Consider the following 22,048-nt stretch of genomic DNA (forward strand, 5'->3'; position numbering starts at 1 on the left):
ATGCGGCCACCACTCAAAGCTCGATGGCGTGCTCGGGGAGGGCAACGTGGCGCATACCGCCATGTCTGGTTCGGGAACGACCGCCGGTGACGATCCACTCCAGACCGCGGTGTGGCGCCTGCGGTCACGCGCCTGCTGGGCCGACGCGGCGGAACTGCTGACGCCGACCACCGCGGCGGCGGCACTGCAGCGGGCCGCACTGCTCACGGAGCGGTGCCTGTACACCGAGCAGGGCTGGGCGCAGGCCGAGGAGGCGCTGCGCACCGCGGAGGCCCTGGCCCACTCCGACGAGGAACGCGGCACGGCCGCCTGCGAACGCGGGTACCTGGCCTACGCCGCCACCCTGCTCGGGGTACGCGACCGGGCCGACGAGGCGCGCGCCGCACTCGGCCGGGCCGCGGCTCTGCTCGCTCCGGGAGCTCCGGGGCGGGCGCTGCTCGACTTCCGGCGCGGGCTGGTGGCCCAGAACCTCGGTGACGGCCCGCAGGCCGCGCGTGCCGCCTTCCGGCGCGCCCACGCGGGCGCCACCGCGCACGGGGACCTGCTGCTGCTCTCCTTCACCTGGCGCCATCTGGCCGGACTCTCCCTGCGGGAGGGGGAGTTGGCGGAGGCCCGGCACGGCTTCGGGGAGTCGCTCAGGATCCGGGAGGAGCTGGGCTACCTGGTCGGGACGGCACCGGCGCTGGCCTCCCTGGCCGACGCGGAGACCGAACCGGAGGCGTCCCGGCTGCGGGAGGAGGCACGGCGGCTGTTCCGGCTCCTGGGCGGCGTGCCCACCTGGCTGGCCCGGCAGCTGGCACCGCCGCCCGCGGGGGCGGCGACGGCCTGAACGAGCCGGCCTGAACGAGCCGGCCGGGGCGGTGCCGACAGGCGGGTCCAAACCGGACGGCGGCCGACGGATTGGACGGGGCTGAGGGTACTCAGAGGAAGCTGAGAGGTTGTTGTGCCAGGCTGACGCGCCCGATGCGCCCCGCGATGCGACCGCGTGCGCGCACCCCGACGGCCGCCCCTTGGAGGAGCGCCTGATGAGCCTGGTCAACGGCTTGCCCGCACATGTCCTGCTGGTGCATTTCGTCATCGTTCTCGTGCCGCTGAGCGCGCTGGCGCTGGTGATCTGCGCTGTGTGGCCGCAGGCGGCGCGCCGCCTGGGTGTGGTGCTGCCGCTGCTCGCGCTGGCCACGCTGGCGAGCGTGCCGCTGGCCTCCGACGCCGGCGAGTGGCTGGAGCGGCACGTGCCCAGCACCAGCCTGGTGCGCCGGCACGCGGAGCTGGGCGACGGCCTGCTGCCCTGGGCGCTGGGCCTCTTCGTGCTGGCGGCGGGCGTGTGGTGGATGGCGCGGCGGGCGCAGCCCCAGGAGGCGGAGGCCGGCAGCGGCCGGTCCCTCAAGCTGATCCGGATCGCGACCATGGTGCTCTCGCTGGTGGTGGCCGTGGGCGCGGTCGTGGACGTCTACCGGATCGGCGACTCCGGGGCGAAGGCGGCCTGGCACGACGGCTACTCCAAGACCGCCACCGGCCCGGGCGGCGACGGGGACTGACGCCCACACCGGATACGGCCGTGCGCGGGTCCCGGTCGGCGGGGCCCCGCGCACGGCGCCTGCATGCGTTCCGCAGGACGCCGCCGCGCCGGGCGGCGGTCACCGGGCGCCGGTGCACCGAACCTGCCGGCGCCGCGCCCTCTCGCGGCCGAGCCCGGACGGGGGCGCGCCGAACGCGCCGCGCGCACCGTGATCACGGAATCGCGGCGGCATCGGCGAAAGAACCGGCATCGGCTCAAGCGCACGGATTCACGGCGCCACCGGGGCCGCCCCGGCCGCCCACTCGAGTCCCCGTACCCCGACGAGCCCCACATCACCCGGGGCCGCCCCTCTGTCTCGTCGCTCGCGGCCATGGGGATCCCCGCCGACGCCGACCCCTACCTCTGCGGACCCCGCGCCTTCATGGACGGCCTCGGCAGCCTCCTGCGCCGGCACGGCCTGAGCCCGGCGCGGATCCACCGGGAGGAGTTCAGCGCCCCGCCGGCCGTCAACCCCGGCATCACGCCCACGGCAGCCGTCCGGCCGCACCAGCCCCCCGGCCCCGTCGGCGACGGCCCCCTCGTCACGTTCGCCCACAGCGGCGTCACCACCCCGTGGATCAGCCCCGGCGCGGCGGACGCCCCGTTCACCAGGCTGAGCCCGCGTCGGTTCGACGGGCCGATCACTGCGCCGAGCCGCGGAGGCGGGGATGCGGTCCGCCGGGGACGGCCGTGGAGTGTGCCGTTGGAGGAGCGGGTTTCGCTCGTCTCCGCGTATCGGCGGACGGACCCGGATCTCAGACACTGCCCGCGAAGTGCTCCCCCACCAGCGCCCGGACCACCTCCAGGTCCCGGGCGGCCAGCGCGTCCAGCAGGGCGGTGTGCTCCGCCGCGTCGGCGACCAGCTCGGCCCGCCGCTGCCGCGCCGGTCCGCCCACCAGCGGCCACTGGGCACGCCGGTGCAGGTCGTCGGCTATGCGTACGAGCTGGTCGTTGCCGCCCTGGGCGAGCACCGCGCGGTGGAAGGCGCGGTCGCTCTCGGCGTAGGCGGCCCGGCAGCCGGAGGCCGCGGCGCGGACCGTGGCCTCGGCCAGGGGGCGCAGCTCCCGCCACCGGTCGGCGGGCACCGTGCGGGCCAGCCGCAGCATGACCGGCACCTCGATCAGGGCGCGCACCTCGGCCAGCTCGGCCAGCTCGCGCGCGTCGCGCTCGACGACGCGGAAACCGCGGTTCGGCACCACCTCCACGGCGCCCTCCAGGGCCAGCTGCTGCATGGCCTCGCGGACCGGGGTCGCGGAGACGCCGAAGCGCTCGCCGAGGGCGGGGGCGGAGTAGACCTCGCCGGGGGCGAGCTCCCCGGCGACCAGTGCCGTGCGCAGCGCGTCGAGGACCTGCCCGCGCACCGAGGACCGCTGTACGGCGGGGCGGGGCCGGGGCAGCGGCCGCTCGGAGTGGGTGTGCTCGCCGCGGACGGTGCCGGGGTCGGCGGCGCGCTCCCGGTCCGTGTCCGGGCCGGCGTCCCCGCCGTCCGGCCGGGACGGCGCCGGGGGCGCCGCGGGGCGGCCGCGCGCGGCGGGGACGCCCGTGTCGGCGGGACCCTGCACACCCTGGTTCACAGGGTCCTCCTCCGGCTTGTCGGTACTTGGGGTCAATACGGCGGGTTGTCACTTCTCCGTCAAGCACCATAGGCGCAGAACCCGGCAGTTCAAATCCCCGACCTCACGAGTTAGGTAAGGCTTGCTTCAGAAGGAGCCGACGGGCGTCCTGCGGTCGGCCGGACGCAGCGGCGCCCTCGGGCGAGGGACACGGCCCCGCACGGGCGGTGCGTTCCAGCCGGCGGACCGGGCGGCGGGGTGCGGTATCCGGCCGCGACCGGGCGAACCGGCCACCGGCCCCGCTCGGCGCACTCGGAGAACCCCCGGCACCCGCCCTCGCTCGAGCGACACCGGAGGGACCGCCAAGCCGTCCACCGGGCCGAGCAGTTGACGGACCCTCGACACCCGGGCGGTGGGGGACCGCGTAGGATCATCCGCGAACCGCACTCCCGTGCGGACACAGTGTTTTCACAACTTCCCCAGGCGTCGCGGGAACTTTCCGCGGAACCACTCGTACGGGTAGTCTTATTCGAACTCAACTCCCGCCCCTCATGCGGCAGTTCGAGCAGAACGCTGCCCTGGGCATCCCCTTGCACCTCCTTGGCGGCCTCTTGCCCCGAAACCCCCTGAGGGCCGGTGGGATTGGGTCACTATGGCGGGCGTTACGCCCTATCCCAATGCAAGGGACCCCAGATGAGACTGACCGACATATCGCTGAACTGGCTGCTTCCGGGCGCCGTACTGCTCCTGGGAATGCTGGCGGCGGTGGCGGTGCTCGCGCGCGGTAAGCGCGCCTCCGGGGAGCACGCGAAGACGGAAGACTCGTGGGAGCGTGCCGAGGAGCGCCGCAGGCGCAAGGAGGCCGTCTACGGCACCGCCTCCTACGTGCTGCTGTTCTGCTGTGCGGCGGTGGCCGCCGCACTGTCCTTCCACGGACTGGTCGGCTTCGGCCAGCAGAACCTGAACCTGACCGGCGGCTGGGAGTACCTCGTCCCCTTCGGCCTGGACGGGGCGGCCATGTTCTGTTCGGTGCTCGCGGTGCGCGAGGCCAGCCACGGCGACGCGGCGCTCGGCAGCCGGATACTCGTGTGGACGTTCGCGGGCGCGGCGGCCTGGTTCAACTGGGTGCACGCACCGCGCGGCATGGGCCACGACGGCGCACCGCAGTTCTTCTCCGGCATGTCCCTGTCCGCGGCGGTGCTGTTCGACCGGGCGCTGAAGCAGACCCGCCGGGCGGCGCTGCGCGAGCAGGGCCTGATCCCCCGGCCGCTGCCGCAGATCCGCATAGTGCGCTGGCTGCGGGCCCCGCGCGAGACCTACCGCGCCTGGTCGCTGATGCTCCTGGAGGGCGTGCGGAGCCTGGACGAGGCCGTGGACGAGGTGCGCGAGGACAAGCGGCAGAAGGAGGAGACGCGTCGTCTCCGGCGCGAGAAGGAGCGTGTGGAGCGCGCCCAGCTCAAGGCCATCAGCAGGGGCCACCGGCCGTTCCCCGGCCGTGGCGGACGCCAGGTGGAGGTGCAGGTCGAGCGGGAGCCGGAACGGGTCCCCGCGGAGCCTGCCATATCGGCGCCGGAGCCACTGCCCGTCCGCGCCCGCCCCTCCCTTCAGCCGGTGCGCAACGGAGCCGCTGACCCCATCGACCTCACCGCCGAGGACGACACCCAGGCCCTGCCGAGGCTCGACTCGCTGGAGCGCAAGCTGAAGGACCTGGAGCAGCAGTTCGGTTAGCCGCCCGGGCAGCCTGGGCCTCGGACGGCCTGCCGCCCTCCGGCCTTCCTCAGGCGGTGTCCGCGCCGAGTTCGAACCACACGGTCTTGCCGAGTCCGTGCGGACTGACGCCCCAGGCGTCCGCGAGGGACTGCACGAGGAACAGGCCCCGGCCGTGCGTACCGTCGTCGGCGTGCGGCACGTGCAGCCGGGGCCTGCGGGCCACGAGGTCGCGCACCTCCACCCGGAGGGAGCGGGGTCCGACGGTGGCCGTCAGTACCGCCTCGTGATCGGTGTGCACGAGCGCGTTGGTGACGAGTTCGCTGGTCAGCAACTCCGCCGTCGCCGCCCGGTCGGGTCCGCCCCACTGCCCGAGCAGTTCCCGCAGCGCCCGGCGGGCCTCCGGGACCGCCTTCAGGTCCGCCCGCCGGAGTCTGCGTTCCAGCCGCGCCCCTCCCGTTCGGTCGGCGAGTTCCCCGGCCTCTTCCTCCACCGTGCCGGCCGGCGACCTGCCGTCCGACGACCTGCCGGACGGGGCGGCCGGCTGTGCCGTACCCGTGCGGACCGCGGCCGGCTGCGCCGTGCCCGTCGGCACCGTTGTCGTGTGTACCGTGCTCGCCTGTACCGGGGTGACCCCGATGACCGTGGTTCCGCTGCCCCGTGCCTGCCTCTTCATGGCCCCCGCCCGCGTGCCGATGTCCGGTCCCTCCTGCTCGAACGCGTTCACGGGGATGTTTGCCCGGCGCGCCGGACGGCAGTCCTGTCGAATCGTCGACGACCAGGTGTTCGGCCACCCGCCCGAGGCCGGCAGCGGGTGCCCGGGCGGTCGCCCCGCGGCATCCGGGCAACCCCGCGGGCAGGTACCGGCGGGCCGCTCGCGGGCCGCGCCGGAGGCTTCGGCACGGTGGCGGGAGCGGGGAGAGCAGTGCTCCCGGCCGCACGGTCCGGGGCCGGTGGACGGCGCCCCCGGCGTGCGGTCCGGCGGCGGCTGCCGCATGTGGCGGCGCTCCGGTGGCCGTGCGCGCCCGGGCGCCCGCGCCCCTGCGGACGCGGCGCCCGGACGGCGTCGCTCGGGCGCCCACCCCGCGGCACCCGGCGCGGCGGGGCGGCTCCGGCGGTCCGGCCCGGAGCAGGATCCGGAACCGGACCGGGCCGGTCCCGGCCGCGCCCCCAGCGCCCCGGCATCCCGTGCCGGGTCGACCTCGGCACCCGGCGAATCTGGCCGGAAACCAGCGCATCCCCCGCGGCCGCAACGGCGTCCCCGCACCCGCCACGCCCGCACCCGGCCGCCCCGGGGGCGGTCGGTGCTGCCCGGCGCGACACGCTGCAACCCGTCTCAGGCCTCCCAGACGGCAGCCGCCGTGCGGTCGTCGGCGTACCCCTTGACCCGTACCTGGGCGTCGGCGAGGAAGGCCGCCAGGCCGGGTGGGGCGGGTTCGCGCCACCGGCCGGCAAGGTATCCGGGAAGTTCCCGCTCACCGCGGAGCGGTTCGGCGAGACCCTCCGTGCACATCAGCAGTACGTCCCCGGGGCGGGCCACGGACGCGCGGAACCGGAACGGCTCGCGCGCCGGCTCCGGAGCCGGCTCGTACGGTCGGGGCGGGGCCGGAATACCGAGGTCCATGGTGAGACGGTCGCCGCCCGCCGTCGCGGCGGGCGGCGAACCGTACCCGACCACCGGTTCCCCGGCGACCTCGCCGACCGCCGGCTCGATGTCCTGCCACCCCCCGTCCCGCAGCCGGAACAGCCCACCGGGACCGACGCCGAAGAACACCCGGACACGGCACTCCGGGTCGGCGGGCAGCAGCAGGCAGCGCAGGCTCGCGGAGTACTCCTGCGGCTCCAGACCCTGCTCGGCGGCGCCGGCGCGCAGCCTGCCGAGGCTGCGATCGGTCAGCCGGTGCAGCCCGGACTTCAGCTCACCGCGCCGGGCCTCCCGGATGTCCTCCACGAGCCGCGCATGGCTGCGGCCCACCGCACGGCCGATCCACCGGCACGCCTCGGCGGCCGCCAGATGCGCCCCGGAGGTGGCCCGCGCGCCGGTCGCCATCGCGACCAGCAGCAGTGCCTGGTCGCCGGTGCCGAAGCGGGCGGTGAGCAGCGAGTCCCGACGCGGCTCGCCCCGGTACCGCGCGGAGTCCCCGCGCACGGACACCGCCCGCAGCGTGCCCGCGCCGTACCGGGCCCCGTCCAGCACGGTGTCGGCCACCAGGGCGTCCAGGGCGTCGGGATCGGCCTGCGGGAGCGCGGTGGGTTCGGCGTCGTAGGTGGGCGGGCCCGAACCGAGGTGGGGCACGGGGGCGGGGGGCGGGGCGGCCGGGTCGCCGCGGGACCCGGTGCGGTCGACCGCTCCGGCGGGCATCCCGGCCGGGTCGCCGGAACGCGGGGCCGCCCGCGTTCCGGACGCGGCGGGGGAGGTGCCGGAGGCCGCGGGGGCGGCCGCCGGTGCCCGGGGGTCGACGGCGGGCGGTTCCCGCAGGTCTGCGGGCCCGTCGGGCTCGCGGTCCTCGGCTCGAGGCACCGCGGCGGAAGAGCCCGCGGACACGGGCCGGGAGGATTGAGCCGTCGGTTCCTCGGCGGCGGGCGGCGGCTCCCACGGCGCGCGCGGCAGGACCGCGCGGTCGGAGTCGGATCCGCCGGGACCGGAGGTGCCGGGACCGAATCCGCCGGGACCGGAGGTGCCGTCCGCGGGCGACTCGCTCGGCGCCGCCGCCCGGCCTTCCCCGGTTCCGCCGCGTGCCCGCTCCCCGCTCCGGGGCGTCGGCCTCCGCTGCTGGGGCACCGCGTCCCGCGGCACCCGGTCCTCGCTCGGGGACCCGTCCGTACCGGGTCGCTCCGCCAGCGTTCCGGCCGCCGAGGCGAAGCGGTCGTCCAGCGAATCGGGTGCGGGGGCGGGACCCGCGTCCTCGGTGGTCTCGTCGTACAACTGGGCCCACCAGTCGTCCTCGCGCCCGGCGGGCCTTCCCCCCTGCTGGTTCATGCCTCGATTCTCTACCGCGCGGGCCGTCCGAAACCGGGTCATCGGGAAAATCCGGCCCCGTACTCCCCCGTCCTGCGGCGTGTCGCGTATGGCGCAGAACAGTGGTTCCTATTCCGGCTCGGCGGGACCGCCGCACGGACCGGCGGTCCGACCCGAGGTGGCGGGAAACGTGGGGCTGCCGCGCCCGCAGTTGGGCAGAGTGACGGGTGGTACCGGCGTGGTACGGGTGGTGGCACGGTGGCGCCGGGAGCGGCGGGAGCGGCGGCGGGGTCGTCGCTCCGGGCCGTCCCCGCCGCCGGCACGCCGACGGGGACGGTGGCGGCGGGAGAGGGAACGAGCACTGATGCTGGCAGCGATAGGGCTGGACGACACCCACGAGTCGGCGTACCGGGCGCTGGTGTCCCTGGGCGCGGCCGATGTGCCCGACCTGGCCAGGCGGCTGGCGCTCGGTGAGCCCGAGGCCGAACGGGCCCTGCGCCGGCTGGAGCGGCAGGGCCTGGCCGCCCGCTCCTCCGCGCGGGCCGGGCGCTGGGTCGCCGCCCCGCCGGGCATGGCACTGGGTGCCCTGCTCAGGCAGCGGCGGCACGAGCTGGAGCGGGCGGAGCTCGGGGCCGCGCTGCTCGCCGAGGAGTACCGGGCCGCTGCCGCCGAGCCCGCCGTGCACGACCTGGTGGAGGTGGTGACCGGCGCGGCCGCGGTCGCCCAGCGGTTCCTGCAACTGCAGCTGGGGGCGTGCCGGGAGGTGTGCGCCCTGGTCACCGGTGCCCCGCCGGTGGTCTCCGGCACGGAGAACGACGCCGAGGAGCAGGCCGCCCGCCGCGGGGTGCGCTACCGGGTGGTGGTGGAGCGGACGGTCCTCGCGCTGCCGTCCGGGCTGAACGAGCTGAGGGCCGCGCTCTCCCGGGGCGAGCAGGTGCGGGTGGCGGACGAGGTGCCGACCGAGCTGGTGGTGGCCGACCGCTCGCTCGCCCTGGTACCGCTCACCGGGCGCACCACCGAGCCCGCGGCGCTCGTCGTCCACGCGAGCGGGCTGCTGGAGCTGCTGTCCGGGCTGTTCGACTCGGTGTGGCGGGACGCCCTGCCGCTGCGGCTGGGGCGGTCCGGGATCGCCGAGGCGGGCCCGGACGGACCCGACGGCACCGACCTGCAGATCCTCGGCCTGCTGCTGGCCGGACTGACCGACGCGAGCGTCGCCAAACAGCTCGACCTCGGGCTGAGGACCGTGCAGCGCCGGGTGAAGCGGCTGATGGGGCTGGCCGGGGTGACGACCCGGCTGCAACTCGGCTGGCACGCCCGCGAGCGGGGCTGGGTCGAGCGCGGATGACCTGCGTCCCGGGCCCGAGTCCGGCACTCTGGGCAGATGGGAGTCTGGGAACTCCTGCTCGTCGGCCTGGTCCTGCTGTTCGGACTGTGCGGGGTGCTGGTGCCCGGCGTGCCGGGGTCGTGGCTGGTGTGGGCCGCGGTGCTGTGGTGGGCGCTCAAGGACCCCGAGCCGATCGCCTGGGCGGTGCTGGTGGGGGCCACTGCGGTGCTGCTGCTCTCCCAGGTGGTGCGCTGGGCGCTGCCGCCGCGCCGGCTGCGGCGGAGCGGCGCCACGCCGCGGATGGCCGTCTGCGCCGGCACCGGCGCGCTGGCCGGGTTCGTGATGATCCCCGTCGTCGGCGCGATCCCGGGCTTCCTCGGCGGGATCTACCTGTGCGAACGGCTGCGGCTGGGCCGCCACGGCGACGCCAGGGCGGCCGTGCGGACGGCGATGCGCTCGGGCGGCTGGAGCGTGCTGGCGGAACTGTTCACCTGCCTGCTGATCGCGGGGGCGTGGCTGGGCGCGGTCATCTGGGGGTGAGGGGGCGGAGGGGCGTACCGGGGCGGTGGGCGTACCGGGGCGGCGGGCCGGGGACGCGCACCCCGCCGGTGCCGCGGGCCCGTCAGTTCCGCGGGGGGCGGGCGGTCCACCGGCCCGCCGCCACCAGGTGCAGCACCGCGTACGTGCGCCACGGGCGCCAGGAGTCGGGGACGTCGGCTCCCGGCGGAGCGACGTCGGGGTCGCCGAGGGCGCGGGCCCGCACGACGGCGGCCGTGGCGGCGTCCACACCGGGAACGGCGAGCAGGGCCCGCCGGGCCTCGTCCCGGTCGACGCCCGGGTCCAGGCGCACCGCGCCCTCCGCGAGTGCGGCGGCGAGCCCGGCCACCCGGCCGCCGGGTTCGCCGTCGGCGAGCGCGGCCGGTTCGGGGAAGACGTGGGTGAGGCCGCCGGACGGGGCGTCGAGTGCCTTTCCGTACTGCCGCACCAGCCGTTCCGCCGCCGCCCGGCCGGCCAGGGCCCGAAGCGCCAGCTCCTCCGGGTCGGCGGCACCGGGCGAGCGCAGACCCGGGCGGGCGGCGACCAGGGGCGCGAGGCACGGGTCGGCACCGAGGCGCCCGTCCACGGCGTACGGGTCGGCGTCCAGGTCGAACAGGCGGCGCAGCCGCTGCACGGCCGTGGTGAGGTCGCGCGGGTCGGTCAGGTGCAGCCGGGCCCGCAGCCAACCGCCGGGACGGGTGGCGCCGCCGGAGGCAGCAGCGCCGCCCCGCTCGTCGACGGCGGCGACGGCGGTGCCGTACGGCAGCCGGAGGGTGCGCCGGTAGGTGCGTGCCCCGCGGGGGCCGGTGACCTCCTCCACCCCGGCCAGCGCCTGGCTCTGCAGCAGGTCGAACAGCGGGCCGGCCCGGTACGGGCCGCGATGGGCGAGCCGCAGGGGGATCCCGGCGGTCGGCCCGGCCGCGGCGCGGGGCCCGGGCGCCGCGGCCCGCAGGGCGCTCGGTGTCGCGGCGTACACCGTCCGCATGGTGTCGTTGAACTGCCGCACGCTGGCGAAGCCGGAGGCGAACGCGATCGCGGTGATCGGCAGGCCGGTGGTCTGCAGCAGCACGCGTGCGGTGTGCGCCCGCTGGGCGCGGGCGAGGGCGATCGGACCGGCGCCCAGTTCGGCGGTGAGCTGCCGCTGCACCTGGCGGGCGCTGTAGCCGAGCCGGGCGGCCAGGCCTCCGACTCCCTCCCGGTCCACCACACCGTCGCCGATCAGCCGCACGGCGCGGCCGACGACGTCGGCGCGGGCGTTGTGATCGGCCGAGCCGGGCACGGCGTCCGGGCGGCACCGCCGGCAGGCCCGGAAACCGGAGCCCTGCGCGGCGGCGGCGGTCGCGAAGAACAGCACGTTGGATCGTTTCGGTGTGACGGCGGGGCAGCTCGGCCGGCAGTAGATGCCGGTGGTCCGAACAGCGAAGAAGAACGCGCCGTCGAACCGGCCGTCCCGGCTGCACACCGCCTCGTACCTGGTGTCCTCGTCCATCACGGGATCAAGTGTCCGCCCGGGGCGGCGTAGCCGCCTGCGGAAATCGGACGTGGTGTCCGCCGCTGGCGGCCCGCGGCCCCCGCCCGCCGCGCCCCGATCGGCAGCCGCGGGGCCGCGGCGGGGGCGGGGGCGGTGGACGCGGGGGCAGTGGACGCGGGGGCGGTGCGCGGGGGCGGCTACCTCAGGCGGCCGCGCTTCGCCTCCATCGCCGCGCGCCCCGCCGCGCTCCTGCGCTTCCAGTCCTTGCGGATCTCGGCGCGCAGCCGGGCGTCGGTCTTGGCGACGATCCGCTGGTTCTCCCGCATGAGCTTGCGGTAGCTCTCCAGCCGGCGCACCGGCAGCTCGCCGGCGTCGACCGCCGCGGTGACCGCGCAGCCGGGCTCGGTGGCGTGGGCGCAGTCCTGGAAGCGGCACCGCTCGGCGAGTTCCTCGATCTCGGCGAAGACCTGCCCGACGCCGGTCCCGGCGTCCCACAGGCCGACGCCGCGCAGCCCCGGCGTGTCGATGAGGACTCCCCCGCCGGGCAGGGCGAGCAGGTTGCGGGTGGTGGTGGTGTGGCGGCCCTTGCCGTCGACGTCCCGGATGCCCCGGACGTCCATCACGTCCTCGCCGAGCAGCGCGTTGGCGAGGGTCGACTTGCCCGCGCCGGACTGCCCGAGCAGCACCGACGTGCCGCCGGAGACGACGGCGGCCACCGCGTCCAGGCCCTCCGCGTGCGCGGCGCTGACGGCGAGCACCGGCACCCCGGGGGCCGAGGTCTCCACGTCCTGGACGAGATGCGCACGCGTCACCGCGTCCGGGACGAGGTCGGCCTTGGTGAGCACCACCGCGGGCTGCGCGCCGGACTCCCAGGCGAGGGCGAGGAACCGTTCGATGCGGCCGAGGTCGATTTCGGCCGCGAGCGAGACGGCGACGATCGCGTGGTCGACGTTGGCGGCGAGGATCTGCCCCTCGGAGCGCTTGGAGGAGGTGGAGCGCACGAAGGCGGTACGGCGCGGCAGGTACGTCCGCACGTAGCGGGGGCTGCCGCCGGGCTCGACGGCGACCCAGTCACCGGTGCACACCACCCGCATCGGGTCGTGCGGGGTGACGAAGGCGGTGTCCGCCCGCACGGTGCCGCCGTCGGTGACGACGTCACACAGACCGCGGTCGACCCGCACCACACGGCCGGGCAGGAGGCCCTGCTCGGCGAACGGGGTGAAAGCGGCCTCCCACTCCTCGTCCCAGCCGTAGCCGGCGAGAGGGTGCGACCAAGCGGAAGAAGCGGAAGAAGCAGAAGAAGACGAGAGATTCAAGGGGAACCCTTCACAGGGCGGCCCCGGCCGCGCGCACTCACGGGCGCGAAGAAGCAGGAAGGATCAGCCGGAGACCACGGAGGTGGAGTGGACGGACTTCCGGTCGCGGGCAGCGCCCGTCGCAAAGACGGCCATCGGTCACACCTCCCATTCCTCGTCCGGTCGGCAGCGGCGGCCGGCGGGCCTCCGTGCGAAGTCGTCCTCACCGTAGACCGGCGGGCGCGCCGATGCCACCGATTTACGCGGTCGCACCGATGCGGGGGGCCGCCGGGCTGCCGCCCTGGTCGGCGGAGCCACGCGGGGGCGCGGGTTGTCCGCGGCGGCCGCCGGGCTGTGCTACGGTTTTGGAGTTGCAGTTGTGGTACCCATGAACCTATGTGCGCCTGACAGGAATGTTTCTCCCGCAGGCGCATTATTTGTGTTTCCGGCATCTCCGGATGGGGCCTCTGCCTACAGAACGGAGAAGGTCATGGCACAGGGAACCGTGAAGTGGTTCAACTCTGAAAAGGGTTTCGGTTTCATCGCGCAGGACGGCGGCGGCCCCGACGTCTTCGCCCACTACTCGAACATCGCGACCCAGGGCTTCCGTGAGCTCCAGGAGGGCCAGCGGGTCAACTTCGACGTCACGCAGGGCCAGAAGGGCCCGCAGGCGGAGAACATCGTCCCCGCCTGATCGCAGGACGCGTATCCGCTCGCCGGGGTCCGCACCGTCACGGTGCGGACCCCGGTTTGCGCTGTTTCCAGGAAGGCACACCACCGCATGTCCCGCAGGCCCCAGAAGCCGAACCGGCGCGCCTCGTCACCCCCATCGTCCGCGTCGTCGCCCAGGGAGTTCCGGCTGCCGGAAAGCACGACCCCCGCTCTTCCCGCCGTCGAGGCCTTCGCGGACCTGGACATGCCCCCGGCACTGCTGAGGACCCTGACCGCGCAGGGCGTCACCACCCCGTTCCCCATCCAGGCGGCCACGCTGCCCAACTCGCTCTCCGGTCGTGACCTGCTGGGCCGGGGGCGCACCGGCTCCGGCAAGACCCTCGCGTTCGGACTCGCGCTCCTGGCGCGCACGGCGGGACTGCGTGCGGAGTCCAGGGCACCCCTCGCCCTGGTGCTGGTACCGACCCGGGAACTCGCCCAGCAGGTGACCGACGCGCTGACGCCCTACGCGACGGCGGTCGACCTGCGGCTGGCCACGGTGGTCGGCGGGCTGTCGCTGAACAAGCAGGCGCAGACGCTGCGGCGCGGCGCCGAGGTGCTGGTGGCGACCCCCGGCAGGCTCAACGACCTGGTGGAGCGCGGGGACTGCCTGCTCGACCGGGTGGGCATCACGGTGCTGGACGAGGCCGACCAGATGACCGACATGGGCTTCCTGCCGCAGATCACCCGGCTGATCCAGCGCGTGCGGCCGGACGGCCAGCGGATGCTCTTCTCCGCCACCCTGGACCGCAACATCGACCGGCTGGTGCAGCGGTTCCTGACCGATCCCGTGGTCCACTCGGTGGACCCCTCGGCGGGCGCGGTGACCACCATGGAGCACCATGTGCTCCACCTTCAGGACGAGACCGACAAGAAGGCCGTCACCACGCGCATCGCCGCCCGTGACGGCCGGGTGATCCTCTTCCTCGACACCAAGAGGTCCGCCGACCGGCTCGCCAAGCGGCTCCTGGCCGTGGGGGTCCGCGCCGCGGCCCTGCACGGCGGCCGCTCCCAGCCGCAGCGCAACCGCACCCTGGAGCAGTTCAGGAACGGGCAGGTCACCGCCCTGGTCGCGACGAACGTCGCAGCCCGCGGCATACACGTCGACGATCTCGACCTCGTCGTCAACGTCGATCCCCCCACCGACCACAAGGACTACCTCCACCGGGGCGGCCGCACGGCGCGCGCGGGCGGCTCCGGCAGCGTGGTGACCCTGGTCCTGCCCGCCCAGAAGCGGGACGTCACCCGGCTCATGTCGGACGCGGGCGTGAGCCCGAGGACTGCTCGCGTCAAGTCCGGTGACGCGGAACTCGCCTCCCTCACCGGCGCGCGCGAGCCCTCCGGCGTGCCCGTCACCATCGCGGTCCCCGAACCGGCGGCGCCCGCGCCGTCCGATCCGGACCGTGCGACGGGCGGCAAGCCCGGCCGGCGGTCCCGACGGCGGCGCCGGACCGGCGGCGAGCCCGGAACCGCGGCGGGCACCGCCGCCAGGTCCGGGGGCCGGGGCTCCGACCGCCGCGCCTCCCCCGGGGCGGCGGCGGCGTCCGGTGGCTCCTCGTCGGGGGGCGGCGGGCGCGGCTCCTCCGGCCGTGCGGGATCCTCCGGGGCCGCGGGCGGTGCCGGCGGCACCGGCGGACGCGGCGCCGAGCGGCGCACCGCAGCCGGTCCGGGAACCGGCGCGGCATCCGGCAAGGCGTCCGCGGGCCAGACCTCCGGCAGGACGGGCCGCGGGCCGCGTCGCCGCACCGCGGCCGACACTCCGGCGGGTGGCAGCGCCGGCTCCGGCGCCCGCGGCTCCGGCCGCCGGGCCGGCCGTCGCACCTCGGCAGGCTGAGGTCCCGTTCCGTCCCGGCTCCACGCGGCCCACGTGCCGCGCGGAGCCGGGACGCGTCGGGACGAGACGCGTTTGGTCGGGTCGGGACGGGTCGGGTCGGGTCGGGTCGGGTCGGGTCGGGGCAGAACGGGTCGGCGCGGAAGGCGAGTTCGGGACGGGAGGCGGTCGACCCGAGTGCCGCTGTGCGCGCCTCGCCCCGCCGTGTTCACCGCTCGGCGGCGCTCGTCGCGCCGGCTCGGCTCAACCGGTCACGGCGCAGGGCGAGCCGTTGAGGGCGATACCGGACGGTGCGGTGTTCGCGGCTCCCCGGGTACCGAGGAAGCCGAAGGAGCGGCTGCCGTCGGCGGGTACGGCACTGTCGTAGTCGGCGCCGGTCACGGTCACGACGTCGCCGTTCTGAACGGCGCTCGCGTCCCAGGTCTGCGTGACCCGCTGGCCGTCCCGGAAGGTCCAGGTCAGCGTCCAGGAGTCGAGGGCTTCCGCGGTGGTGAGGGTGACCGCGGCCTGGAAGCCTCCCGACCACTGGTTCACCACCCGGTAGCCGACCTCGCAGGACGGCGTCGCCCCGGCCCCTCCGCCGCCCCCGGCGGCGGCCGAGGGAGATCCCTGCGGTTCCGGGTCCGATCCCTCGTCAACGGTCACCGGTCGTCCGGCGGTTACCCCGGCGGCGGTGGCCGCCGGCAGCGGCGAGGACGACACCTCGGCCGAGGAGGCCGAGGGGGCCGAGGGGGCCGGGGAAGCGGTCGGCGACGGCGGCCGGACCGGTGCGGCACCCGCGACCGGGCGGCCGTCGCCGGAGCCGCCGCCCGGGGCACCCGCGGCGGGACTGTCGGCGGCGGCGTTCCCGGCGTTCCGGAGCGTGTCGTGACCGGACCCGCCCAGCGGCAGCATCGACACGGTCAGGGCGGCCAGGGAGACGAGCGCGGCGGCCGCGAGGATTCCCCACCGGCCCAGACGCGCCCTGCCGCCGACGGCCGGAACCGCCTCGGACCCCCGGTCCGGCGGGGCCGGCAGGTCAGCGCCGCTCCACACCTCGGCGGACCGGCGGCGGCGCTCGAGGTAGGCGCGGCCGCCCCATCCGATCACCCCGTCGGCCAGCGCCGCGGGCACCCCGCCCCCGTCCGGGCGGAGGCAGTCGGCGGTCTCGGCGCAGTGCGCGCAGGAGGCCAGGTGGCGGGCGAGGTCCTCGGGGGCGTCGGCGGCCGGATCGCGCAGGACAGCGTCGAGCAGGCGCGCATAGCTGCGGCAGGCGGCGTCGAGCTGCGCTTCCAGGTGGTTCCTGCGGCAGCGGTCCCGGAACGCGGATCGCACCCGTTCGGTCTCCTGGGCCGCTGCGGCCGGGGCGAGGCCGAGTCGTCTGGCCACCGCGCGCGGCGGCAGCGCCTCCACCTCCGCCAGCCACAGCAGTTCGGCGTCCGCCTCGGTCAGGGCGTGCAGCCCGCGCAGCGCGGGCGGCCGGCGCGGCGACGGCCCCGAGTGGCGGGAGGCCCGGTCCGAGTGCAGCCAGCCGCGCAGACCGGCGTCGAGCCGGCCGCCCAGGCCTTCTGCCTCCCAATCGGCCGCCGTCAGGCGGACGGCGGTCAGCAGCAGGGGGATCGGGGGCAGCCGCGCGGCGCGGCGGCCGGGGCCGCGCCGGATCGCGGACCCGGCGTCACGGGCCTGCCGCATGCCGAACGCGAACGCCTCCCGGGCCAGTTGCCGCGCGTCGGCGGGACCGGCCGCGCAGAGGCCGGCGTAGCAGAGCACTGCGTCCCAGCACTCGGTGAACTGCGCGGCCTCGGTGGCGTCCTTGGGGGTCGGCAGGTCGGGCATGGATCTCCTGCGTCCACAGGCGGAGTCAACTCGCCACGTCCCTCAGAGGCGTTGGGGAGCCTCGCGGCGATGCCCGACCTTTTCACGGTTCCGCGGCGGCTGACAAGCGCCCTGTTCGGGCGCGTCTGACGGACCGGCGGGCCCCCGGCCGCGGCCGCATCGCAGCGGCGCGGGGCCCGCCGGCGGCTCACCGGCCCGCCCCGGACGACTCCGCCGGCGCACGGGGCCACACCCTTGGGGGTGTCAGACCGCCGACGGCTCCTGGGCCGGGAGGCTGTCCATGAAGGAGCTGACGGAGAACACGGCGCGGCCGGGGCCGGGCGGGCCGTAGCCGGGGGGCGAGGAGAGGCCGAAGTCGTCCATGGTGGCGCGGTAGGCCTCCAGCAGCCTGATGTGGTATTCCAGCGGCGCGCCCTGCGGGTTGGCCTTGCCGAGCGGAGTGGTCGGCTCGGGGCACCAGGTCGTGAAGCGGGGCGTGATGCCGTGCGACATGAAGAAGCGCAGGCCCTCGGTGGTGGAGGCGATCGCCTCGTCGACGGTGGTGAAGCCGAACGGTTCGGCCATCTCCACCCCCGCGACGAAGTTGGGGATGACGTTGCGGGCGCCGAAGACGTCCGCCGAGTCCAGGACCCGTCGGTGCCACTCGTCGCGGCCGACGTAGCGCTCCTTGCCGGGGCAGTACAGCTCGAACAGGCGGCGGTCCCAGACCTCGTAGTTGGGGTGGTAGATCTGCACGCCGTAGTCCTTGAAGCGCTGCACGTCGGGCTTCGGCAGGGCCTGTGCGACGACCTTGCCGATCCAGCGGCCGGGGAAGCGCTCCTCGATGGCCTTGGCGTAGTGCCCGTAGAAGTCGGCCTCGTCGCGTCCGGAGACGGTCCTGGTGATGGCGCCGCCGGTGAGCGTGTAGGCGGTGGACGCCTTCTGCGTGTCGTACCGGTCGATGATCTCCAGCGCCTCCAGGACCTCCTCGACGTCCTTCACTCCGGTGTAGGGCCGTCCGGCCGCCTTGTGCTGGCGCCAGTTGTGGTTGATGTCGCAGTACTGGCACTCCTCCTTGGCGCCGAAGTACTGGCAGACCCGGAAGACGGTGAGGTAGATCAGATAGCCCCACTGGATGGTGGGGGCGACCTCCATCACGGACTTCCCGTTGGAGAGGGTGTGCCGGTAGTAGTCCGGCATCGGCGGCACGCCGACGTCGGAGATCCGCCGGCCGTCGAGGTAGAGCCCGAGCACTCCCTCCTGGTCGGCGGCCACGCGGTACGGCGAGGCGGGGTTGACGCGCACGGAGACGACGGTGCGCCGCAGGTCGTACGGCCCGCCGGTGAGGATGATCTCCTCGGGCGGCCGTCGCAGCGCCGCCTCGCCGAGCTCCGGCAGGGTGCCGTGGTCGAAGGAGAAGATGAAGTAGGACTTCGGCTTCACCTCACCCGACTCGTTGTCGCTGAGCGCCGACGCGTCGAAAGCGACCCCGCCGCGGAGCAGGTCCTCCTTGAAGACGGCTTCCCGCGGCACGTGCGGAAAGCGCTCCATCAGATCCTCGACCAGCGCGGTGCGGTTGCCCATCCGTGTCTCCTCCCGGCTCAGGCGTACGACTTCTCACGGTATGCCCTGCCGCCCCGGACCCCGGTGCCGGGTCCCCCTCTCGGCGCGCGCCGGACACCCGGCGACGGGCCGGACGGGGGCGCGGGCCTCCCGGGGCGGGCACGGGCCTCCCGGGGCGGGCACGGGCCTCCCGGGGCGGGCACGGGCCTCCCGGGGCGGGCGCGGGCCTCCCGGGGCGGGCGCGGGCCTCCCGGGGCGGGCGCGGGCGTCCCGGGGCAGGCGGGCAGGCGGGCAGGCGGGCAGGCGGGCGAGTGCCCCCTGGGGGGCGGGGACGGTAATCGTGGGCGATGTGGCGTGAGGGGCGGCGGTGGGCCGGGGGCCGGTGTGACCCGGGGTGCGGTCCGGGTGGGGTGGGCGGGATAGGTTCGCGGTGAACCACTAACTCGTTCTACCTGTTCCTCGGGGAGGGGCGACCGGATGGCCGAGCACGTGACCAACTGGGCGGGCAACATCACCTACACCGCGACCGAGCTGCACCGTCCGCACACGGTGGCGGCGCTGCGCGCGCTGGTGGCGCGGAGCGACCTGGTGCGGGTGCTGGGCAGCGGGCACTCCTTCAACAGGATCGCCGACGCGGGGCCCGGCGGGGTACTGGTGTCGCTGGACGCGCTGCCGGCCGAGATCGACGTGGACACGGCCGCGCGCACGGTCCGGGTGGGCGGCGGGGTGCGGTACGCCGAGCTGGCCCGGCAGGTGCACGCCCGCGGGCTCGCACTGCCCAACATGGCCTCCCTGCCGCACATCTCCGTGGCCGGCTCGGTGGCGACGGGCACCCACGGATCGGGCGTCGGCAACGGTCCGCTGGCGGTCCCGGTGCGGGAGGTCGAAATCGTCACCGCGGACGGGTCGACGGTCGCCATCGGTCGCGGGGACCCGCGTTTCGGGGGCGCCGTGACCTCGCTGGGCGCGCTCGGCGCGGTCGTCGCGCTCACTCTCGATCTGGAGCCCGCCTTCGACGTGGAGCAGCACCTGTTCACCGAGCTGCCGCTCCACGGGCTGGACTTCGAGAAGGTCGCGGCCGCGGCGTACAGCGTCAGCCTGTTCACCGACTGGCGGGAACCGGGTTTCCGCCAGGTCTGGCTGAAGCGGCGCACGGACCAGCCGCTGCCCGGGTTCCCGTGGGCCGAGCCGGCGCGGACCGCGCTCCACCCGGTACCCGGGATGCCTGCGGAGCACTGCACCGAGCAGTTCGGGGTGCCCGGGCCCTGGCACGAGCGGCTGCCGCACTTCCGGGCCGAGTTCACCCCCAGCAGCGGTGCCGAACTGCAGAGCGAGTACCTGATGCCCCGCCCGCACGCCGGCGAGGTCCTGGCGGCCCTCGACCGCATCCGGGACACCGTCTCCCCCGTGCTGCAGACCTGCGAGGTGCGCACCGTCGCCGCCGACGGGCAGTGGATGAGCCCGGCGTACGGCCGGGACAGCGTGGCGGTGCACTTCACCTGGGTGAAGGACACGGCGGCGGTCCTCCCGGTGGTGCGGCGGCTGGAGGAGGCGCTGGAGCCGTTCGCGCCGCGGCCGCACTGGGGGAAGGTGTTCACCATGTCTGCGGCCGCGTTGCAGAACCGGTATCCGCGCCTGGCGGACTTCCGGTCGCTCGTCGGGCAGCTCGACCCGGGCGGCACGTTCGGCAACGCCTTCGTCCGGGAGTTCGTGTCAGGCTGACGCCGGACGCTCCGGGCTGCGGGCCGGAGCACGCCGCGGACACCGCCTCCTCCCGCAAGGGCATCCCGAAACCGGAGGCTTCAGCTTCTTGGAGGTCGTGCCCATGCCACGTGCCGGGCTCAGCGCGGACCGCATCGTCGCGGCCGCCGCCGATCTGGCGGACGAGGTGGGCTTCGAGAACGTCTCGCTGTCCGCCCTGGCGCGGCACTTCGGCGTGCGGGACGCGAGCCTGTACTCGCACGTGCGGAACCTTCAGGATCTGCGCACCCGGCTCGCCCTGCACGCGGGCGGCGAAATGATCGACCGGATCGCGGCCGCCGTGGACGGAGCGGCCGGGAAACGCGCGCTGACCGCGTTCGCGGGCGCCTACCGGGAGTACGCGCTGAGCCACCCGGGGCGGTACGCGGCCACCCAGATCCGCATCGACCAGGCCCTCGCCGCCGACGCCCCGGCCCTGCGCCGCACCGCCGAGATCACCTGCGGTCTGCTGCGCGCCTACGGCCTTCGGGAACCGGAACTCACCGACGCCGTCCGGCTGCTGCGCAGCACCTTCCACGGTTTCTGCGCCCTGGAGGCCGCCGGCGCCTTCGGCGCGCCCCGCGAGGTGCAGGTGTCCTGGGACCGGGCGGTCGACGCGTTGCACGCCGCCCTCGTCCACTGGCCCCGCGGCTCCGGTCGCTGACGGCACGGCGGACGGTCCGCGCCGCGCGGTACGGCACGCGGCCCGGCGCTCGGCCCGGCACGCGGCGCGTGCAGCCGGGCGAGCGGCACGGAGAACGGGCAGCGAACACAGCAGCGGGCGCACCGGGCAGACCGACGGCCGGGCCCTTCGCTCCGCGGGGCCGATCCCGGCACCCGCACTCCGCGGAGCCGCTCCCCACCGCGATGCCCGACCGGAGTCCGGCCCCGACGGTCCGCCGACGGGTTCGGACCGGGCGCGGGGCAGACGCGGGCGCCGCCGCCGCACCGCCGCGGACGGGAACGGGAACGGTAACGTCGTCGTATGAGCAGCGGCAGCCCGTACCCCACCGGCGGGTCGTCCGCACCCGACCCGTCCGCACCCGGCTCGTTCGCACCCGGCTCGTTCGCCGAGGCCCTGTCCGCCGGGGCGGTCGTGCTCGACGGGGGCCTGTCCAACCAGCTGGAGTCGGCCGGACACGACCTGAGCGACGGGTTGTGGTCCGCACGGCTGCTCGCCGAGCGGCCCGAGGCGATCGTTCAGGCCCATCTGGCCTACTTCGAGGCCGGCGCGGATGTCGCGATCACCGCCAGCTACCAGGCCACCTTCGCGGGCTTCGCCCGCCGCGGGATCGGCCGCGAGGAGGCGGCCCGGCTGCTCGCGCTGAGCGTGGACCTGGCGCGGGAGGCCGCCCGACGGGCACGCGGCGCAGGGGCCCGGCGGCCGCTGTGGGTGGCCGCGTCGGCGGGACCGTACGGGGCGATGCTCGCGGACGGTTCCGAGTACCGGGGCCGCTACGGGCTCCCGGTTGCCGCGCTCGAGCGCTTCCACCGGCCCCGGCTGGAAGTGCTGGCCGCGGCCCGGCCCGACGTGCTCGCCCTGGAGACGGTCCCGGACACGGACGAGGCGGTGGCGCTGCTGCGGGCGGTGCGCGGGCTCGGAGTCCCGGCCTGGTTGTCGTACTCGGTCAGCGGCGGCCGGACGCGGGCCGGCCAGCCGCTGGAGGAGGCCTTCGCACTGGCCGCGGCGGCCGAGGAGGTCGTCGCGGTCGGTGTGAACTGCTGCGCCCCCGAGGACGCCGACACCGCCGTTTCCGTCGCGGCCCGGGTGACGGGGAAACCGGTGGTGGTCTACCCGAACAGCGGCGAGGGCTGGGACGCCTCGGCGCGCGCCTGGAACGGCCGGGCCACCTTCACCTCCGGTCGGGTGCTGGGCTGGCGGAGGTCGGGGGCGCGGCTGATCGGCGGGTGCTGCCGGGTCGGACCGGAGGCCATCGCTTCCGTGGCCCGCACCCTGTCCGGGTGAGGGCTCCCGCCCCGGAGCCGCCGGGAGGCTTCGGCGGGG

At 75.8% G+C, this 22,048-nt stretch carries 17 protein-coding genes; 10 read left to right on the forward strand and 7 right to left on the reverse strand.

Features of this window, described 5'->3' with window-relative positions:
* The first annotated feature begins 46 nt into the window (after nt 1-46).
* Together ACL02U_RS13045 and ACL02U_RS13050 are read left to right on the forward strand one after the other, a co-directional pair.
* Nucleotides 47-829, forward strand: coding sequence for a hypothetical protein (locus ACL02U_RS13045; RefSeq protein WP_412790927.1), 783 nt, complete (start codon nt 47-49; stop codon nt 827-829).
* A gap of 196 nt (nt 830-1,025) precedes the next feature.
* Nucleotides 1,026-1,538, forward strand: a complete 513-nt coding sequence (locus ACL02U_RS13050; protein WP_412790928.1) for a DUF2231 domain-containing protein — start codon at nt 1,026-1,028, stop codon at nt 1,536-1,538.
* A 775-nt stretch (nt 1,539-2,313) separates the two neighbouring features.
* On the opposite strand, the gene ACL02U_RS13055 is transcribed toward ACL02U_RS13050, so the two are convergent.
* Entirely contained in the window at nt 2,314-3,132 is an 819-nt protein-coding gene (locus tag ACL02U_RS13055; RefSeq protein ID WP_412790929.1) for a GntR family transcriptional regulator, read from the reverse strand.
* Nucleotides 3,133-3,804: 672 nt separating this feature from the next.
* On the opposite strand from ACL02U_RS13055, the gene ACL02U_RS13060 reads away from it, so the two are divergent.
* The gene (locus tag ACL02U_RS13060) at nt 3,805-4,839 is read left to right on the forward strand and encodes a DUF2637 domain-containing protein (RefSeq protein ID WP_412790930.1); all 1,035 of its coding nucleotides are present in this window, start codon (nt 3,805-3,807) and stop codon (nt 4,837-4,839) included.
* A 49-nt stretch (nt 4,840-4,888) separates the two neighbouring features.
* On the opposite strand, the gene ACL02U_RS13065 is transcribed toward ACL02U_RS13060, so the two are convergent.
* Nucleotides 4,889-5,311, reverse strand: a complete 423-nt coding sequence (locus ACL02U_RS13065; RefSeq protein WP_412790957.1) for an ATP-binding protein — start codon at nt 5,309-5,311, stop codon at nt 4,889-4,891.
* A gap of 843 nt (nt 5,312-6,154) precedes the next feature.
* Nucleotides 6,155-7,798: a protein phosphatase 2C domain-containing protein gene (locus tag ACL02U_RS13070; protein ID WP_412790931.1), complete on the reverse strand. Its 1,644-nt coding sequence runs from the start codon at nt 7,796-7,798 to the stop codon at nt 6,155-6,157.
* A 343-nt stretch (nt 7,799-8,141) separates the two neighbouring features.
* Between ACL02U_RS13070 and ACL02U_RS13075 the strand changes: the two genes are divergently transcribed.
* Together ACL02U_RS13075 and ACL02U_RS13080 are read left to right on the forward strand one after the other, a co-directional pair.
* Nucleotides 8,142-9,122 (forward strand): helix-turn-helix domain-containing protein, encoded by a 981-nt coding sequence (locus ACL02U_RS13075; protein ID WP_412790932.1) that lies wholly within the window; start codon nt 8,142-8,144, stop codon nt 9,120-9,122.
* Between the two features lie 36 nt (nt 9,123-9,158).
* Nucleotides 9,159-9,641 (forward strand): DUF456 domain-containing protein, encoded by a 483-nt coding sequence (locus ACL02U_RS13080; RefSeq protein WP_412790933.1) that lies wholly within the window; start codon nt 9,159-9,161, stop codon nt 9,639-9,641.
* An 82-nt stretch (nt 9,642-9,723) separates the two neighbouring features.
* On the opposite strand, the gene ACL02U_RS13085 is transcribed toward ACL02U_RS13080, so the two are convergent.
* Both ACL02U_RS13085 and rsgA read right to left on the reverse strand, forming a co-directional pair.
* Nucleotides 9,724-11,127, reverse strand: coding sequence for an AlkA N-terminal domain-containing protein (locus tag ACL02U_RS13085; protein WP_412790958.1), 1,404 nt, complete (start codon nt 11,125-11,127; stop codon nt 9,724-9,726).
* 179 nt (nt 11,128-11,306) lie between these two features.
* Complete coding sequence (gene rsgA / locus ACL02U_RS13090; protein WP_412790934.1) at nt 11,307-12,425, reverse strand: ribosome small subunit-dependent GTPase A; 1,119 nt, start codon at nt 12,423-12,425, stop codon at nt 11,307-11,309.
* A gap of 469 nt (nt 12,426-12,894) precedes the next feature.
* Between rsgA and ACL02U_RS13095 the strand changes: the two genes are divergently transcribed.
* Both ACL02U_RS13095 and ACL02U_RS13100 read left to right on the forward strand, forming a co-directional pair.
* Nucleotides 12,895-13,098, forward strand: coding sequence for a cold-shock protein (locus tag ACL02U_RS13095; RefSeq protein WP_412790935.1), 204 nt, complete (start codon nt 12,895-12,897; stop codon nt 13,096-13,098).
* A gap of 87 nt (nt 13,099-13,185) precedes the next feature.
* On the forward strand, nt 13,186-14,949 hold the full coding sequence (locus ACL02U_RS13100) for a DEAD/DEAH box helicase (protein ID WP_412790936.1): 1,764 nt from the start codon (nt 13,186-13,188) through the stop codon (nt 14,947-14,949).
* A gap of 240 nt (nt 14,950-15,189) precedes the next feature.
* Here the strand turns inward: ACL02U_RS13100 and ACL02U_RS13105 are convergent, their stop codons facing one another.
* Nucleotides 15,190-16,761, reverse strand: coding sequence for a cellulose binding domain-containing protein (locus tag ACL02U_RS13105; protein ID WP_412790937.1), 1,572 nt, complete (start codon nt 16,759-16,761; stop codon nt 15,190-15,192).
* Between the two features lie 243 nt (nt 16,762-17,004).
* Nucleotides 17,005-18,324, reverse strand: coding sequence for a radical SAM protein (locus ACL02U_RS13110; RefSeq protein WP_412790938.1), 1,320 nt, complete (start codon nt 18,322-18,324; stop codon nt 17,005-17,007).
* A gap of 456 nt (nt 18,325-18,780) precedes the next feature.
* Here ACL02U_RS13110 and ACL02U_RS13115 point away from each other — a divergent pair, with 456 nt between their 5' ends.
* The 3 genes from ACL02U_RS13115 to mmuM all read left to right on the forward strand — a co-directional run bounded on the left by ACL02U_RS13115 (nt 18,781) and on the right by mmuM (nt 22,009).
* Nucleotides 18,781-20,025, forward strand: coding sequence for an FAD-binding protein (locus ACL02U_RS13115; RefSeq protein WP_412790939.1), 1,245 nt, complete (start codon nt 18,781-18,783; stop codon nt 20,023-20,025).
* 103 nt (nt 20,026-20,128) lie between these two features.
* Nucleotides 20,129-20,707, forward strand: coding sequence for a TetR/AcrR family transcriptional regulator (locus ACL02U_RS13120; protein ID WP_412790940.1), 579 nt, complete (start codon nt 20,129-20,131; stop codon nt 20,705-20,707).
* A 321-nt stretch (nt 20,708-21,028) separates the two neighbouring features.
* Nucleotides 21,029-22,009 carry a homocysteine S-methyltransferase gene (gene mmuM / locus ACL02U_RS13125; protein WP_412790941.1) on the forward strand — a complete coding sequence of 327 codons (981 nt, stop codon included), beginning with the start codon at nt 21,029-21,031 and terminating at the stop codon, nt 22,007-22,009.
* The last annotated feature ends 39 nt before the right edge of the window (nt 22,010-22,048 follow it).

Origin of the sequence: Streptomyces sp. MS06 (assembly GCF_047200655.1) — a bacterium.
Taxonomy (GTDB): Bacteria; Actinomycetota; Actinomycetes; order Streptomycetales; family Streptomycetaceae; genus Streptomyces.